The sequence below is a fragment of the Cohnella cellulosilytica genome (assembly GCF_042431195.1).
GTDB classification, from domain to species: Bacteria; Bacillota; Bacilli; order Paenibacillales; family Paenibacillaceae; genus Cohnella; species Cohnella cellulosilytica.
In genome coordinates, this window is the sequence record NZ_JBHMDN010000007.1 from 25,923 (window position 1) to 42,255 (window position 16,333).

A 16,333-nucleotide genomic window follows, 5' to 3' on the forward strand; every position below is an offset into this window, starting at 1 on the left:
CCCCCCTCATCCCGTGAACGCCGTGGCTCAGAGGCATTCTTTGGGCCTTCACGAAGCCGGCTTTATCCGGCATACACTTCGAATACGCCCGCCGCGCCCATGCCGCCGCCAATGCACATCGAGACGACGCCATAGCCGCCGCCCCGTCGACGGAGCTCGTGGAGCAGCGTCGCCGTCAGCTTCGTGCCCGTGCAGCCAAGCGGATGGCCCAGCGCGATTGCGCCGCCGTTCACGTTCACCTTCTCCTCGTCGATGCCCAGTTCGCGAATGATGTGCACGCATTGGGAGGCGAACGCTTCGTTAATCTCGAACAGCTTGACGTCGTCCAGCGAGACGCCGGCCATTTTCAGCGCCTTCGGGATCGCCTTGACCGGTCCGACGCCCATGATGTCGGGGTCCACGCCGGCCAGCGCAAACGAACGGAAGGCGGCGAGCGGTTTCAGTCCGAGCGCGTTCGCCCGCTCCCGGCTCATCACGACGACGGCGGCCGCTCCGTCGCTCATCTGCGAGGCGTTGCCCGCCGTCACCGTGCCGCCAAGCTTAAACGACGGCTTCAGCTTGCCGAGCGTCTCCACGTTCGTATCGGAGCGAACCCCTTCGTCCGTATCGAATATCAGCCGCTCCGTCCGCAGTTTGCCCTTGTCGTCCAAGCTTCTCCGCTCGACCGTCACCGGCACGATCTCGTCCTTGAACCTGCCCTCCGCGATCGCCTTCGCCGCCTTCGCGTGCGACCTCGCCGCGAAGGCGTCCTGGTCCTCCCGCGACACGCCGAACCTTGCGGCTACGTTCTCCGCCGTATGCCCCATGCCGATGTATACCTGCGGCATCTCCTCAACGATGCGCGGGTTCGGAGAGATTTTGAAGCCGGTCATCGGCACATGGCTCATGCTCTCGACTCCTCCGGCCACGATCGCGTCGGCGTGGCCGAGCATGATCCGTTCCGCCGCGAACGCAATCGCCTGCAGACCGGAGGAGCAGAAACGGTTGATCGTCAGCGCGGGCACCTCGCTCGGAAAACCCGCGTACAGCGACATAATGCGCGCGAAGTTCAACCCCTGCTCGCCCTCCGGCATCGCGCAGCCGATGATGACGTCCTCCACGTCTTCCTTTCGCAAGCCGGGAGTCCGGTCCACGATCGCCTCCAGCACCGCCTTGCCCAAGTCGTCGGCGCGCGTCTGCGCCAGGCTGCCCTTCTTCGCCTTGCCCACCGCGGTTCGCGCAGCGGACACGATTACAGCCTCTCTCATCGCCTTATCACTCCCCTGCAAAGTTAGTTGCGTGGCAGTTGGTCCCACACGGTCACCCTCACAGACTCTTTCACGCCTCGCTCCACTCCCGGCAAAGTCAGTTGCGAAGCGGCTTGCCCTTGGTCAGCATGTGCTGCATCCGCTGCTGCGTCTTCGGCTCGCCGCACAGGCTGAGGAACGCCTCCCGCTCCAGATCGAGCAAATACTGCTCCGTCACGAACGTGCCCGCCGGAACGTCGCCGCCCGCCAGCACGTGCGCCAGCTTCTTGGCGATCTTCAAGTCGTGGCCGCTGATATACCCGCTCTCCCTCATGCCGATCGCGCCGAGCTGCAGCACCGCCTTGCCTTCCGCGCCGGCGACGCGAATCCGTTCCTCGCCGATCGGCTCGTAGCCCGCCTGCGCCATCCGCAGCACGGCTTGCTTCGCCTCATAGACCAGATGGTCCTGATTCGCAAGCACGCGGTCCTTCTCGCGCAAGTAGCCGAGACCCTTCGCATCGTGCCCGCTCGATGACACTTTGGCCATGCCGATCGTCTCGAACGCCCGATTCAGATACGGCTGCAAGTCGGCTTCCGGAAGCCCGACGCTCTTGCTGATTCGCAGAGCGAACTCCTTGCAGCCGCCGCCCGCCGGAATCAACCCCACACCGGTCTCGACAAGCCCGTAATACGCCTCGGCGGACGCGATGACCTGATCAGCCGGCATGCACGCCTCCACGCCGCCGCCCAGCGTCATCCGGTGGGGCGCGGCCACAACCGGCTTCTCCAGCTTTTTCACGGCGTACATCGCGTTCTGGAACAGACGGATGATATTGTCCACTTCGTCCCATTCCTCTTCCTGCGCTTCCATGAGCAGCAGCAACAGATTGGCGCCGACGCAGAAGTTGCGGCCCTGGTTGGCGATGACCAGCCCCTCGTAATTGCGCCGTACCTCCTCGACGCTCTGCGCGATCATACTCAGAATGTCGCCGCCGATCGCGTTGTTCGGGGAATGGAACTCCAGGCACGCCACGCCGTCGCCCAAGTCGATCAGGCTGGCTCCTCCGTTGCCCCGGATCGTGCGTCCGCGCTCCTTCAGGCTGCGCAGGGACACGACCTCCGGCCGCTCCTCGGCCTGCTTGTATTTCCCTTCATGGACGTAGAACAGGGAGCCGTTCTCCTTGCGATAAAACGTCTCGTTCCCCTGCGCGATCCAATCCTTGACCCACTGCGGGACCGCCGTCCCTTCCCGCTCCATTCGCTCAACCGAACGGGCGAGGCCGATCGCGTCCCACGTCTCGAACGGTCCGAGTTCCCAGTTAAAGCCCCATTTCATCGCGTTGTCGATCTCCTCGATCGTGTCCGCGATTTCGCCGACTTTCTCCGCGGAATAGACAAGCACCTGCTTGAGCAAGCTCCAGGCCAACTCGGAGTAGCGGTCGCCTCCGCCCAGCAGCGCCTTGACCTTCTCCCTCGCGCCCTTGGCCAGCTTGGCGGCCTCCAGCGAGCCGGAGGTCACCTTCTTCTGCGGCGAATAGGTCATCGCGGCCAGATCGAGCGAGGCGATCTCGCTTCGGCCGTCCGGCCCTTTCGTCTTGCGATAGAAGCCCTGCCCGGACTTCTCGCCGAGCCAGCCTCTCTCTACCAAACGCTTTAATGCCTCCGGAGCGATGAAAGCCTCCTTCTCCGCTTCGTCCGGAACATTGTCGTATACGTTGTCCGCCACATATACGAACGTGTCGATGCCGACGAGATCCAAGGTGCGGAACGTCGCACTTTTCGGACGGCCCAGGGCGGGACCGGACACCGCGTCGATCTCCTCCACCGTGAACCCGCCCGCTTCCATTTCCCGCAGCGTCGCCAGCATCCCGAATGTGCCGATACGATTGGCAACGAAGTTCGGCGTGTCCTTGGCAAGAACAACGCCTTTGCCGAGCGTATTCTCGCAGAACGACTTCATCCGGGCGACCAGCTCCAGACTCGTATCCCGGCCCGGCACGATCTCCAGCAGCTTCATGTAACGGGGCGGGTTAAAAAAGTGCGTCCCCATAAAATGCCGCCGAAACGCTTCCCCGCAATGCGCCGACATCGCGTCGATCGAGATGCCCGACGTGTTGGACGAGACGATCGTGCCGGGCTTCCAGTAACGCTCTACTCGGGACAGCAGCTCCCTTTTCACCCCTAAATTCTCGACGACGACCTCGATCACCCAATCGACCTCGCCGATCGACGCCAGATGATCGTCCAGATTGCCCGGCGTAATGCGCTCCGCGAACGCCTCGTCGTAGAGCGGGGGCGGGTTCGTCTTCTTCAGCTTGGCGACGGCGGCCGCGGCCAGCCGGTTGCGCACAGCGGGGTGTTCCAGCGTCAGCCCCCTGGCGGCCTCCTCCTCGGTGAGCTGCGCGGGCGTCACGTCCAGCAGCAGGCAGGGGATGCCGACGTTGGCCAGGTGGGCGGCGATGCCGGAGCCCATAATGCCCGAGCCGATGACGGCGGCTTTGCGAATCGGTTTGCTCATCTCCTCTAACCTCCGATCGATTGATTCCGGCGAAGCGGCGAATCGCCGAACACGGCCTGCTCCAAAATTTCCGCAACGTCCTTCGCCTGCACTTCGTCCGCGACTTCCTTCATTTTCGTCCCGTCCTCCATCATCGTGAGGCAGTATGGACAGGCGCTGCCGATGACGGTCGGCTTCACTTCCAGCGCTTGCTCGGTGCGGGCCAGGTTGACGCGCTTGCCCGCCGTTTCCTCCATCCACATCATGCCGCCTCCCGCGCCGCAGCACATTCCGTTCTCGCGGTTTCTGGCCATCTCGGCCAGCTCGACGCCCGGAATCGCTTTCAGCACGCGGCGGGGCTCGTCGTACACGTTGTTGTAACGCCCGAGATAGCAGGAGTCGTGATAGGCGATGCGTTCCCTGACCTCATGGCGGGGATGGAGACGGCCTTCCCGGATCAGCCGGTCGAGCAGCTGCGTATGGTGCAGCACCTCGACGCCTTCGAGTCCGAAGTCGGGATATTCGTTCTTGAACGTGTTAAAAGTATGCGGGCAAGCGGTGACGATCCTCCGCACGCCGTATTTGCGGAACGTCTCGATGTTGTCCGACGCGAGCTGCTGGAACAGCATTTCATTGCCCATCCGGCGCGGCGTATCGCCCGAATTGCGCTCCTCGTTGCCGAGGATGGCGAAGCGGACTCCGGCCTCGTTCAGCAGCCGGGCCAGCGCCCGCGACACTTTGCGTGCCCGCAAGTCGTAAGCCCCCATCGAGCCGACGAAAAACAGATAGTCGAAATCGGGATTGTCTTTTACCGTAGGCACGCGCACGCCTTCGATCTCTCCGGTCCATTTGTCGCGATCGCTGCGGCTCAGCCCCCATGGGTTGCCTTGGCGCTCGATGTTTTGCAGCGCGCGCTGGCCTTCGTGGGGGATGCTTCCCTGCATCAGCACGAGATGGCGGCGAAGGTCGACGATCTTATCGACGTGTCCGTTGCCGACCGGGCATTGATCCTCGCAGTTGCGGCATGTCGTGCAGGACCAGATTTCGTCTTCCGTCATAACGCCTCCGATCAGCTCCGTCTGCTCGGGACTTGCGGTGGACGCTGTCGTCCAGGAGGCTTGCTGCCAAGCAAATGTCGGGCGAATGTCGGTGATCGCCCCTCCTGCGCCGTCCCATACGAATTTGTTGTCCGATGCGTTCGACAGCGAATGTGCCTTCGCAGCTCCTCGGAACGCAAACTCCGGCTGCCAGGGCGACTTGCCCGTCACGGCGGCTCCTTTTTCCGTCAGGTGGTCTCTTAGTTTCGTAATGAGGTGCATCGGGGACAGCGTTTTGCCGGTGTTCGAGGCCGGGCATACGTTCGTGCAGCGCCCGCACTCCACGCAAGCGTAGAAATCGATCATCTGCTTCCGCGTGAAATCCTCGATCCGGCCGACGCCGAACGATTCCGCCTCCTCATCCTCCAGGTCGAGCTTCATCAGCTTTCCGGGCGTCTCGGCGCGTCCAAGCCAAAGATTAATCGGGGCAGAAATCAGGTGAAAATGCTTCGACTGCGGAACATAGACGAGAAAAGCGAGCAGAATGAGCAGATGCAGCCACCAGAAGAAATAGAAGAGCGATTGCGCTGCAGCGGCGGGCAGATCTTGGAATGCTAGCGCGATCGCGGAGGATACCGGCGCGTAACCCGAATAATCGAGGCCGAGCCACAAGCGCTCGAAGCCGAGTGACAGCAGTACGGACAGCATGAGCGAGAAAATAAAATAGAGAACGAGGCCAGGCTTCCAGCCGCGCTTCAGCCGGCTCAGCTTCTCCCCGTAACGCCGGTAAGCGGCGTAGCCCATCGCGACGAGAATGAGCAGCACCGTTATTTCCTGCAGCAGACCGAACAGCTCGTAGGCCGGGAGCGGCAGGTGGCCGCCGGCGGTTAACCCTTTTACGACCAGATCGATCGCCCCGAATTGCAGAATAATGAATCCGTAGAACACGACGAAGTGCATAAGCCCGCTGCGGAGGTCCTTGAACAGCTTTTTCTGGCCGAATACTTGCGAGAGGAACGTCCCCGCTCCTTCTTTTCCCCGCACATGGAGCTCTCCCGCCTGCCCCAGATTTACGTACAGGTACCGGTGGTATACGGCTTTTCCGAACAAATAGCAGCCGTACCCGGTTACCGCCGCAAACAAAACCGCGTTTATCGTCAGCCACACCGTCGCCCGCCCTCCCCTCCCGCTTTTTCTCATGATATGGGCGGAAGGGGAATAAAATGAATGAGGCTTCATTCAGCGATCGATTTTTTCCACTGGGGTGCGTGCGATGACGGGAAGAAAAAGGGAGAAGTACGGCCTCATTCTCGATGCCGCCGAGAAAGTGATCGCCCGCAGCGGCTACCACGGCGCTCAAGTGTCGCGCATCGCGAAGGAAGCCGGGGTCGCGGATGGCACCGTCTACTTGTATTTCAAAAACAAAGAGGACCTGCTCGTGTCCCTGTTCCGGGAACGTCTCGGCTCCCTCGTGCAGCGATTTCACGACAGCATACGGGAGACGCACACCGCCGGCGAGGCGCTCCGCATCGTATGCGGCATCCACTTCACGATGCTGGAGAAGCACCCTGATCTCGCCCACGTCACCCAGATCGAGCTGCGGCAGAGCTCTCCGAAGCTGCGGAGCGCCATCGGGCTCACCGTTAAGCCCTATATCGTGCTGATCGAAAATATCGTAAGAAAGGGGATCGAGGAGAACACGTTCCGCGCCGATCTGGACACGAAGCTGACCCGGCTGCTCCTCTTCGGGGCGATGGACCAGGTCGTCACCTCGTGGATCATCTCCGGACGGAAATATTCGCTGTCGGGGCAGGTGGACAAAACGGTAGATTTCTTTTTGAGAGGGTTGACGGTGCAGGAAAGGAAGATCCGCTGAATGGATAAAGAGGATGATAGACGACGTTGGCGGGAATAGGCACTTGGGGCGGTTCTAATGGTCACAGAGATATCCAATGACGGTTCGCCTCAGTCCAACGGACTTCCAGGGATTCAACTTCTACCAAAGAAAGGGGAGCATGCCTATGAACATTTACGTCATTATGAAGCAAACGTTCGACACCGAGGAGAAAATCGTGCTGCGGGACGGACGGATCGAGGAGGATGGCGTCAAGTTTGTGATTAACCCGTACGACGAGTATGCCGTGGAGGAGGCGATCCGGTTGAAGGAGCGTCATGGGGGCCTTGTCGTCGCCGTCTCCGTGGGCCCGGACCGTGCGGCCGAGGCGCTAAGAACGGCGCTGGCGATGGGAGCTGACGAAGCCGCGCTAATCGCCGACGAACGCATCGGCGGAGACGAATATTCCGTCTCCAGAGCGCTGGCCGCATATTTCGCAACCCAGGCCCCGCAGCCGTTCGACCTCATCCTCGGAGGCAGCTTCTCGATCGACAACGGAAGCGGGCAGGTGGCCGTGCGGCTCGCCGTGCTGCTGGACATCCCGCATGTCTCGTCCGTCACGCGGCTGACGGTCGACAACGGCCAGGCCACGGCGCTGCGCGACGCCGAAGGAGATTCCGAGACGATCGAGCTGGCGCTGCCCGCGCTGATTACGGCGCAGCAAGGGCTGAACGAGCCGCGTTATCCTTCGCTTCCCGGCATCATGAAGGCGAAGAAGAAGCCGCTGCGGACGCTGCGCCTGGAGGACGTCGGCCTGACGGAAGCCGACATCACGCCCAAGACGGAGCGGCAATCGCTGGCGCTGCCTCCCGCCCGCCAAGCCGGAAAGCTGCTGCAGGGCGACCCGGCGCAGCAGGCCGAGGAGCTGGTCCAGTTGCTGCGCACGGAAGCGAAAGTGCTTTAGTCCATATAGAAAAGGAGGAATAAAATGAGCCAGACCTATGCGGTTATTGCGGAAACGCGAGAAGGCAAGCTTCGGCAGGTGACTTTCGAGGCGATCGAAGCGGCAAGACGGGCGCAGCAAGGAAAAGCTGCGGTCGCCGCGGTGCTCATTGGGCATCAAGTGACAGAGCTGGCCGAGGAGCTGGCGCGCTATGTCGACGGCCCGGTGCAAGTCGTCGACCGTCCCAAACTGGCAGCCTACCATGCCGAAGCGACGTTCCAAGCCGCAATCGCCGCGCTGAACGGGTTGAACCCAAGCGCCGTCTTCCTCGGCCATACGGCAATCGGACGCGATCTGGCTCCGATGATCGCCGCTCGCCTGGAAGCGGGGCAAATTTCCGACGTGACCGCAATCGAACACGCCGGAGGCGATACGATCTACGTCAGGCCGCTGTACGCGGGCAAAGCGTTCGAACGCAAACGGTTCGCGGAAAACCCCGACGGTACGCAAATCGTGACCGTCCGGCCCAACAACTTCCCGGCGGCGGAGCCGCTCCCCTCCTCCGGCCCGGTCGTCACCTCAAGCGAAACGCCGCTGCCGAATCTGCGTTCAGCCGTGAAAGAGATCGTCCGCAAGACGTCCGGCAAAATCGACCTGACCGAGGCGAAGATCGTCGTCTCCGGCGGGCGAGGCGTGAAGAGCGCCGAAGGCTTCCGGCCGCTGGAGCGGCTCGCCGAGGTGCTGAACGCCGCCGTCGGCGCTTCCCGCGCCGCTTGCGACGCCGGCTACTGCGACTACGCGATGCAGATCGGACAGACCGGCAAAGTCGTCACTCCCGAAATTTACATCGCCTGCGGCATCAGCGGCGCGATCCAGCATCTGGCCGGCATGAGCCAATCCCGCATTATCATCGCCATCAACAAAGATCCGGAGGCTCCGATCTTCAAAGTGGCCGACTATGGCATCGTCGGCGACCTGTTCGAGGTCGTCCCGCTTCTGACGGAAGAGTTGGAAAAGGCGCTCTCCTAGCCAGAGATTCCCTCGCACGAGTTGGTGCTTCCAGGCACACCCATACAATAAAAAGCGCAAGCTCGCAGGCAGCATCCGCCTCGAATTGCGCTTTTCATCTTCCCAAGCCGATCAACCGTTCGCTCCCCGTCCCCGGACTTGCGCTTTTCCTCTCCCCGAGCCGTTCAACCGTTCGCTCTCCGTCCTTCGTCCGCGCCCGTCATCCCCAAACCCCGAAGCTGGCGGGGGGACACCCGATACCTCGCCCTGAACGCTCTCACAAAATACGCCAGAGTATTAAAGCCCGCCGCATAACAGATTTCCGTAATCGGAAGATCCGTCGCCTCGATCAGCGATTTGGCGAACTCGAGTCTCATATCGCGCACGTGCGTTTGAAAGGTTTGCCCGGTCTGCTTGCGAAAGCTCTCGCTGAAATAATTGACCGACAGGCCGGAAAACCGGGCGACCTCCTCCTGCAGCAGCGGCTCGCGAAAATGATGCTGCAAGTAGACGAGCGCCTTGCGGATGGACGGATGCATCGACAGGATCGGCTCTCTGTCAAATGCCGGCTCCGACAGCGAGCAGCCGCGGCACAGATCGACGAGCAGACGCTCGATGCATCCTTTTACGACAATGCCGCTAAGCTCCCGCCAATTGTCCGATTCGCGGATAATCCGTTCGAATTCATGCTCCGCATCCGCGTACTCCTCATGACCGTACTCGCAATAATACGCATTGCCGCGCTCGAACAGTTGACCCGCAAGCTCGTCCGAGATCATTCGCTCCGTAAAAATCAAATTATACTGCCGAAGCGTCTGACCGGGATCGGGAACGATGCGGTGAAAATCGGCGGGAGTCAGCAGGAACGCATGGCCCCTCTCCAAGCGAACCGGAACGCCGTTCACGTGATGGACACCCGTACCGGAGACGACAAGTCCCAGCTCGTAAAATTGATGCCAATGCGTATCGATCGTCCGATTCAGCACATGCCGCTCTATCCGAAAGGAGGACAAGGAATCCATATACTCATCGTTCAGCAGCCTCTCGGGCAAATCCTGAATTTTCAAGAGCTTCTCCCCTCTCCGACAGAACTTGGCACCATGAAACCTAAGCGTTCACGAACGTATTGTCTCCCAGATCCCGGCCGCGCGCCAGCCAAACCTTGAAGCCCGGATTGGCCTCCGGGATGACGGTAGCCTCCGTGGAGAAATACCGCATCGTGTAGCCGCAGCGGCGATGAGGGCTCGTGTTCGGCGGGGCGCCATGGATAATTCGCGAGTCGTGCAGCGAACACTGGCCGGGCTCAAGCTCGAAGTACACCGCTTTCGATTCGTCGATCTCGCTTCTTCTGATCTCTGACGAGAAAATATTTTGCCCCTCGTCGACATTCTCGTACTTCGAGAAGCCGTTCCGGTGAGTGCCTGGAATCACCCTCATGCAGCCGTTCTCCTTGTTGCTTCTGTCGATCGCCAGCCACACCGTTACGATCTTGTCGAAGCGGGTCAGCCGGCCTTTCCAATAAGCCGAATCCTCGTGCCATGGCGTCTGCTTTCCGGTCAACGGCTCCTTGCAAATGAAATGGCTGGACCACAGCCCGATATTCGGGCCGATGATCGGCTCTACCAGATCGAGCACCTCGTCGGCCAGCAGAAATTCCAGCAATCTCTCGTCGCGAAAATGCGGCGTATCCAGCTCGCTGTTCAGCTTTCGGCCAACCGCCGCCCACTGCTCTTCGAAAATATCGGTGAGCTTTTGCATTTTTTCCGATCCGAACAACGGCTCCCGATACAGCGTGTATCCCTGGTCCTTGTACTGCTGCAACTGCTCCTCCGTCAACCTTCCGTTTGCCGCCATATTCGTTTTCTCTCCTTATGGTACACGATTTCGGTTACGCTTCCATCATAAAAAATCGCGGCGTTTAATGCTTATCTTCATTACGGAAAAAGTTGACTTTATTTCGGATGTTGAAAAGGCACACGCGCCTCCTTTCCGGAGAATGCATGTGCCTATGCGCTTCGTCCGTCTACGCCAGGGAGGACAAATCGGCCGTCTCTAAGTTACAGGAACGCGAAAACCCACCTTTGGCTGGGAAACCTTGGGGTGGGTTTTTACTTTCTCTTGTATTGGAGTTCACCCCTGCAAAAAGAGGGCCGCCGCTTCTTCCCTGCTGTATAACAATACGCCGTCTCTATTTATGCTTTCGAGCAAAGGATCATCGTCCAACTCGTTCATTCTCACGATGTCCAACGAATACAACCCCACGTTCTCCCGCAGCTTAGTATGGAGAGAAAGAGGGATAGCGTCGCCTATTAAAGCCAGATCGATATCGGAGCTCGCTCTGGCGTCTCCTCTGGCTCTTGATCCGAATAGCAGAGCCTTCTCCACTGTTTTTTCATTGGACAAAATCGAGACGATTCTATCTTTGACGCTCTCAGGAAGGTCTGACATGATTACGGATCACCTCCCCGATCTTAACATGAAGATAGCTCAATTCGGGGTAATAAATATCTCGAATGGCTGTATAAACAGCCTCTGCTGTCCTTAGCTTATAAGTATGAGTCGTAAGGTTGCGGTCCTCGATCATCGCTTCCCAATGCTCCTGATTAACGATCCAGCCGGAAGCGTATGCTTCGCTGAAAATCTCTTTCGGATGCCTCAGCTCTACTCCTTGATACGACAGAACGGATTTAATTGCTTTCCATGCGGTTTCATAGGTGTATTCGAATCTTTGTATGATGGCATCACGAACGTATTCGTTAAAGTTCGGTTCGCGGATCGCTGCACCTAGTGACTCCAAAGCACTTCCAAATTGTTTCTCGCTATACAGCACTTTGTTGGCCTTCACTTTTTGGCTCATTGCCTCCGCTCTCCTTTAACCGAACCAACTGTCCATCTATTCCATTATAACACACTTCCAATAACCTCTAACCTCAATCTCGTAGCGGTTTTCAGAGCACGGCAGCGAATTAATCATTGGACGCTCAATAATTCGATCCGACCTATGCAGAAGCGGACAGCCTCTCTGACTACTCCCGCTCCAGAGCCAGTTCCCCCGTCTTGTCGTTCTTCAGCACGATCCGCGCCTCGAACGCCTCTCCGCCGCCCGTGCCCGGGAACTTGAGCTTGCCCGTCCGGCCCTTGCCGATCAGCGATTTGACCATCGCGTCGGTCAGCGTGCGGCCCAGGCTTTCCTTCCAGATGACGAACTTGCAGCCGGTTTTGTAATGGCTGCATCCGTAGCCTTTGCGCCCCATGAAAATGCTGCCCCCGCATCCGGGGCTCGGGCAGACGCCGAGCACGGCCGGCTCCCCGCTCTGCTCCGCGGTGGACGCCTTGACCGCCGCCTTCCGCTTCGCCGGCGCCTTCTTCGCGGCGACGGCCACCGAACCGCCCGACTCTCCGCCGCCTGAAGCCTTCTTGCCTCCCCGCGCCCCCTTCGCCGGAGGCTCCGGCCGGGCGAACGCGTTCCTGGCCGCCGGACGCTGAACGTTAACCTTGTCGATAATTAGCCGCGTAAACTTTTTCACATTGCCCATGAATGCTTCCGCCGAAGCTTGTCCGCGCGCGATCTCCGTCAGCCGCCGTTCCCACTGACCGGTCATCTCCGGCGACGTCAGCAGCTCGACGCCCGCTCCGCGGATCAGCTCGACCGCCATTCTTCCCTTGGGCGTAATGACGATGCGCTTGCCCTGCATATCGATGTAGCCGACCTGCTTCAGCCGCTCGATCGTCGCCGCGCGCGTCGCCGGCGTGCCCAGACCGGAATCCTTCATCGCGTCACGCAGCTCTTCGTCCTCGATCTGCTTGCCCGCGCTTTCCATCGCCTTCAGCAGCGTGCCTTCGGTATACGGCTTCGGAGGCTGCGTCTCCTTCTCCTTGACCTCGGCGTCCGCGCAGACGACGGGCTTCTGCGGATCGACCTCGAACGGCGTATCCGTCTCCTGCTCCTCTTCCTCCGCGGCTCCGTCGTCCTTGTCCTTGGCTTTTTCCTTGCCGCCGCCCTTGGAAGCCGGAGCGTCTCCGGCATAGATGATCTTCCAGCCGAGGGAGAGCAGCTGCTTCACCGTCGTCTTGAACGTCTCCTTCTCCACCTCCGTCAGCACCGTATGCACCTTGTATTCCGCCGCCGGATAGAAGTGGGACAGGAATCTTTTGACGACCAGATCGTACAGCTTGCGCTCGTCCGGGCTCAGCCCCTGCGGCTTTCTCATCGTCGGCATAATCGCGTGGTGATCCTCGACCTTGGCCGGATTGCACACGTTCTTGTTGTTCGCGTGGACGAATCGCTTGTTCGCGCCGTTCACGAAATCCCCGTAATCCGGAGAATTCCGCATCGCGTCCAAAATTTTGTGCATCTCCGGGATGTTCTCCGCATTCACGTAGTTCGAGTTCGTACGCGGGTATGAAATGATCTTGTGTTTCTCGTAGAGCGCCTGCGCGACGTCGAGCGTCTTTTTGGCGGAGAAGCCGAACTTGCCGTTCGCCTCCCGCTGCAGCAGCGTCAGATCGTACAACTTAAACGGGTATTCTTTCGTATCCTTGACCTCGTAGCTCGCGATCGCTCCCGTCTTGCCCCTCACTTTGTCGGCGATGGCTTTCGCTTTCTCGGGATCGGTCAGCCTGTCCCCCTGCCAATTGCCTTTATAAGCGATACCTCCGCTCTGCTCGAACAAACCCGCAATCTCGTAAAATTTCAGAGAATCGAACGACTCGATCTGCTTCTGCCGATCATAGATGAGCGCAAGCACCGGCGTCTGCACCCGCCCGACGGACAACAGCTCGTTATGCTTCGTCGTGAACGCGCGCGAGCCGTTCATCCCGATCAGCCAGTCGGCCTCGCTGCGCGCGCGGGCCGCCTGAGTCAGGTTGTTGTACTCCGTGTTGTCCTTTAATTGGTCGAACCCTTTGCGAATCGTCTCCGCCGTCAGGTCGGAAATCCACAGCCGCTTCACCGGATGCCGCAAGCCCAGATGCCTGACGATCAGGGAGAAAATATGCTGCCCCTCCCGCCCGGCGTCGCACGCGTTGACCAACTCGCCGCAGCGCGCGGCCAAATCCGCAATCACTTGAAGCTGGTCCTTCGTCCGGGGATTCGGAAGCAGCTTGAAATGGTCCGGAATAATCGGCAGATCGCCGAATCTCCACTTCTTGTATTTCTCGTCGTAGAGATCGGGCTCGGCCAGTCCGATCAGATGGCCGATCGCCCAGGTGATAATATAATTTTCGCCCTCCAGATAGGAGCGCTTGTTCTGCGCCTTCGGCTCGATCACGGCCGCGATATTGCGGCCCATATCGGGTTTCTCCGCGATGACCAGCGTCTTCAACACGGCTTCGTCCTCTCCGTCAGCAATCCGCGCAACCGCTCCGCAAATTGGTCGATATAGGTCGATTATAGCACAGGATGAGCCCCGCCTAGCGAAAATGAACCCAGGGCCCCGTTCCGTCGTTAGTTACATAACAAGACAAAAAGGATGGATTTTCCTATGATCGATTTGAAGCTGAGACGGCTCGGAGCGGCAGCGCTGCTCGGAGCCCTGATGATCGCGGCAGCATGCGGCTCGGGCGAGAAGGAATCCGGCAGCCCGGCGGCGGGAACGCAAGCCTCCCCGGCCGGTATGGAAACTGCGGCCTCTCTGTCCGCATCCGGACCGGCGGCATCGCCCGACGCCTCGGCGGAGCCGGAGTCGGACAAGCCCGACGAACGGCAGACCTCTCTGCCGGAGCGGCTTCAGTCCGAGCTGGACGGCGCGAGCATTCCGGAGGAACAATTTGCCGAATGGCTTCGGTCGCGGGCGGAACAAGACAATCCGGGCGATGATCCGATTACCGTCGTCCGGGCCGATCTCGACGGGGACGGCTTGGCGCGCGAATGGGCGGCCGTCGTTTACGAGAACCGGCTTATCGAAAATGCCGAATACCGCTATGCCTACGGAATCGTCGCGGCTTTGCGCAGCGGCGAATACGAATGGCAGAGCTTTATTTTCCCCGAGGAAGATGGCGGACGGGCGTCGATCCTCGATACGGGCGACTTGAACGGAGACGGCAAACCGGAGATCGTCTGGGCTTCGCTGGGGATCGGCGCCCACACCTCCACCTTCACCTATACGATATCCGGCTGGAACGACGGGAAGCTCGACCGTTTCCAGGGAGCGGCGATCGTTCCGACCGTAACCGAAGCCGGGGTCCGCGACGGGAAGCTGGTCGTCTCCGGAGGATTGATCAACTCCGCGGGAGCGGGACCTTGGCAGCGCGAGTACACCGATACATATACGATTGCGGACGGCGCCATAAAACGGACAAGCCGGATTTTCACCGAAGCTGCGACTCCTTTTCAGCGGCTGTTGGACGGCTTGTGGGCGGAGGCGGACGGCGACGCGAAGGGGGCGCTTCGGCATTACGAAGCGGCGGCTGCCATGAAGGCGGAGAGTTATCGGGATTTTGCTTTTATTTTCGGGAGCGATTGGGTCGAAGGCGGAACGATGGAGGACGAGGAAAAGAAATTCGAGGAGGTCGTTCACCGGTTCGCCGGCTTCCGAAGAGAACGGCTCAACGCGATATCGCAAGGGCAGAACGAGGAGAACGCGTGCGCGGCCGCCAAGAAGAAAAGCGGCTACGATGCGTCCTGGATCGCCTATCTCAACGCCCCGGCCGGCTACGCCAATCCGGTATGGAGCGACGATACCGTATGCGCCGCGATCGATGAACAGTCAGGCAGTTAAAAGCTGCTGTTTTTCGGGGACGAGGATTGTCGGTTCATTCTTTTCTTGAATACGAAAACGGCCAGCAGCATGATGCCAATCGCGACCGACAAAGCGATCATGACCTCCGACGGCGACATCGACAGCCATTCCGCCACCTGAACGGAATAAGCGAGCAGGAATGAGGTGATCAGCTTGGACGCGCCCGCGATCAGCAGGAACTTGCGCGGGGTCACACCGCTCACTCCGGCGCCGACGCAGACGATCTCGTCGGGCAGCACGGGAATGACGAACAGCACCCCCATGATGAAGCCTTCGTTTTTCCGGACGAAGCGGTGATAACGCTCCAGTTGCTCGGCCTTCACAAGACGGCTGACAAGTCTCGTTCCTCCGATGCGAGCCAGGTAGAACATCGTCGCGATACCCGCCATCGTTCCGGCAAAGCCGAACAGGAACGCCTGGGAGGCGCCGAGAATCGTGCTTCCCGCCAATATCGTAACGGCTTCGGGAACCGGGAGCAGAATCGGCTGCGCAAAGCAGATCGCGATATAGATCCACTGCGCGGCCGCATGATGGTCCTGAAGCAGCTTTTCCATGCCGTACACGTCGGTGAAGACGATAATCCGGCTTACCAGGTACACCACCCATATCACGCAGGTAAAGGCCAGATAGTAGATCGACACCCACTTGATCACATGCGCCCAACCGCAGCGCTTCATCAGCAGAGCGACGAGACCGAGAACGAACAGCAGCAGGCCAAACCCGGTTAGCGAATAGCGAAACTCGGGATTAAGCGTCTGAATAAATTCGAACTTGAACAACAAAACGGGAATGATCGGAAATAACAAAAGAGATAGAATAGGCATTTTCCGGGTCATTGACTAACGACCTCCATTGCTTGCGTCTCTTCATCAGTTTATACGAACCGGGGCACCGCGGGCAACCGCGACCCGTTCCCGCCGCCTCTCCGTCGGTCTTCCGGGCCTCCCGCTTTGGCTAATCCGCCGCTTTTCCCCTCAAGATCCTCAAAATTACGCCAACTTCCTTTATCAGAGTGCAAAATCGTTGATTTGTGTCATTGTTTTCATGC

At 59.7% G+C, this 16,333-nt stretch carries 13 protein-coding genes; 4 read left to right on the forward strand and 9 right to left on the reverse strand.

The genetic code is table 11. The annotated features are described in order from the left end of the window. Nucleotides 1-62: 62 nt before the first annotated feature. From ACFFT4_RS03255 to ACFFT4_RS03265, 3 genes are all read right to left on the reverse strand, one after another. The gene (locus ACFFT4_RS03255; protein ID WP_378045042.1) at nt 63-1,247 is read right to left on the reverse strand and encodes an acetyl-CoA C-acetyltransferase; all 1,185 of its coding nucleotides are present in this window, start codon (nt 1,245-1,247) and stop codon (nt 63-65) included. 97 nt (nt 1,248-1,344) lie between these two features. Further along, the gene (locus ACFFT4_RS03260; RefSeq protein ID WP_378045044.1) at nt 1,345-3,744 is read right to left on the reverse strand and encodes a 3-hydroxyacyl-CoA dehydrogenase/enoyl-CoA hydratase family protein; all 2,400 of its coding nucleotides are present in this window, start codon (nt 3,742-3,744) and stop codon (nt 1,345-1,347) included. A 5-nt stretch (nt 3,745-3,749) separates the two neighbouring features. Further along, a complete protein-coding gene (locus tag ACFFT4_RS03265; RefSeq protein ID WP_378045521.1) occupies nt 3,750-5,960 on the reverse strand; it encodes a (Fe-S)-binding protein in 2,211 nt (736 codons plus the stop codon). A gap of 73 nt (nt 5,961-6,033) precedes the next feature. Here ACFFT4_RS03265 and fadR point away from each other — a divergent pair, with 73 nt between their 5' ends. The 3 genes from fadR to ACFFT4_RS03280 all read left to right on the forward strand — a co-directional run bounded on the left by fadR (nt 6,034) and on the right by ACFFT4_RS03280 (nt 8,566). Beyond that, nucleotides 6,034-6,636, forward strand: a complete 603-nt coding sequence (fadR, locus tag ACFFT4_RS03270; RefSeq protein ID WP_378045045.1) for a fatty acid metabolism transcriptional regulator FadR — start codon at nt 6,034-6,036, stop codon at nt 6,634-6,636. Nucleotides 6,637-6,781: 145 nt separating this feature from the next. Then, complete coding sequence (locus ACFFT4_RS03275; RefSeq protein ID WP_378045047.1) at nt 6,782-7,558, forward strand: electron transfer flavoprotein subunit beta/FixA family protein; 777 nt, start codon at nt 6,782-6,784, stop codon at nt 7,556-7,558. 24 nt (nt 7,559-7,582) lie between these two features. Beyond that, complete coding sequence (locus tag ACFFT4_RS03280) at nt 7,583-8,566, forward strand: electron transfer flavoprotein subunit alpha/FixB family protein (RefSeq protein WP_378045049.1); 984 nt, start codon at nt 7,583-7,585, stop codon at nt 8,564-8,566. Nucleotides 8,567-8,730: 164 nt separating this feature from the next. Here ACFFT4_RS03280 and ACFFT4_RS03285 read toward each other — a convergent pair whose 3' ends face one another. The 5 genes from ACFFT4_RS03285 to ACFFT4_RS03305 all read right to left on the reverse strand — a co-directional run bounded on the left by ACFFT4_RS03285 (nt 8,731) and on the right by ACFFT4_RS03305 (nt 13,869). Next, a complete protein-coding gene (locus ACFFT4_RS03285; RefSeq protein WP_378045050.1) occupies nt 8,731-9,612 on the reverse strand; it encodes an AraC family transcriptional regulator in 882 nt (293 codons plus the stop codon). 40 nt (nt 9,613-9,652) lie between these two features. Further along, nucleotides 9,653-10,399 (reverse strand): phytanoyl-CoA dioxygenase family protein, encoded by a 747-nt coding sequence (locus tag ACFFT4_RS03290; RefSeq protein ID WP_378045051.1) that lies wholly within the window; start codon nt 10,397-10,399, stop codon nt 9,653-9,655. A 276-nt stretch (nt 10,400-10,675) separates the two neighbouring features. Then, nucleotides 10,676-10,993 (reverse strand): nucleotidyltransferase domain-containing protein, encoded by a 318-nt coding sequence (locus tag ACFFT4_RS03295; RefSeq protein WP_378045053.1) that lies wholly within the window; start codon nt 10,991-10,993, stop codon nt 10,676-10,678. Beyond that, nucleotides 10,977-11,402 carry an HI0074 family nucleotidyltransferase substrate-binding subunit gene (locus ACFFT4_RS03300; RefSeq protein WP_378045054.1) on the reverse strand — a complete coding sequence of 142 codons (426 nt, stop codon included), beginning with the start codon at nt 11,400-11,402 and terminating at the stop codon, nt 10,977-10,979. The genes ACFFT4_RS03295 and ACFFT4_RS03300 overlap by 17 nt, the downstream gene beginning before the upstream one ends. Nucleotides 11,403-11,571: 169 nt before the next feature. After that, the gene (locus tag ACFFT4_RS03305) at nt 11,572-13,869 is read right to left on the reverse strand and encodes a type IA DNA topoisomerase (RefSeq protein ID WP_378045523.1); all 2,298 of its coding nucleotides are present in this window, start codon (nt 13,867-13,869) and stop codon (nt 11,572-11,574) included. 159 nt (nt 13,870-14,028) lie between these two features. Between ACFFT4_RS03305 and ACFFT4_RS03310 the strand changes: the two genes are divergently transcribed. Further along, nucleotides 14,029-15,264 (forward strand): FG-GAP repeat domain-containing protein, encoded by a 1,236-nt coding sequence (locus ACFFT4_RS03310; protein WP_378045056.1) that lies wholly within the window; start codon nt 14,029-14,031, stop codon nt 15,262-15,264. On the opposite strand, the gene ACFFT4_RS03315 is transcribed toward ACFFT4_RS03310, so the two are convergent. Beyond that, nucleotides 15,261-16,121: a TVP38/TMEM64 family protein gene (locus ACFFT4_RS03315; protein ID WP_378045058.1), complete on the reverse strand. Its 861-nt coding sequence runs from the start codon at nt 16,119-16,121 to the stop codon at nt 15,261-15,263. The two genes, ACFFT4_RS03310 and ACFFT4_RS03315, sit on opposite strands and share 4 nt — an antisense overlap. Nucleotides 16,122-16,333: the final 212 nt, after the last annotated feature.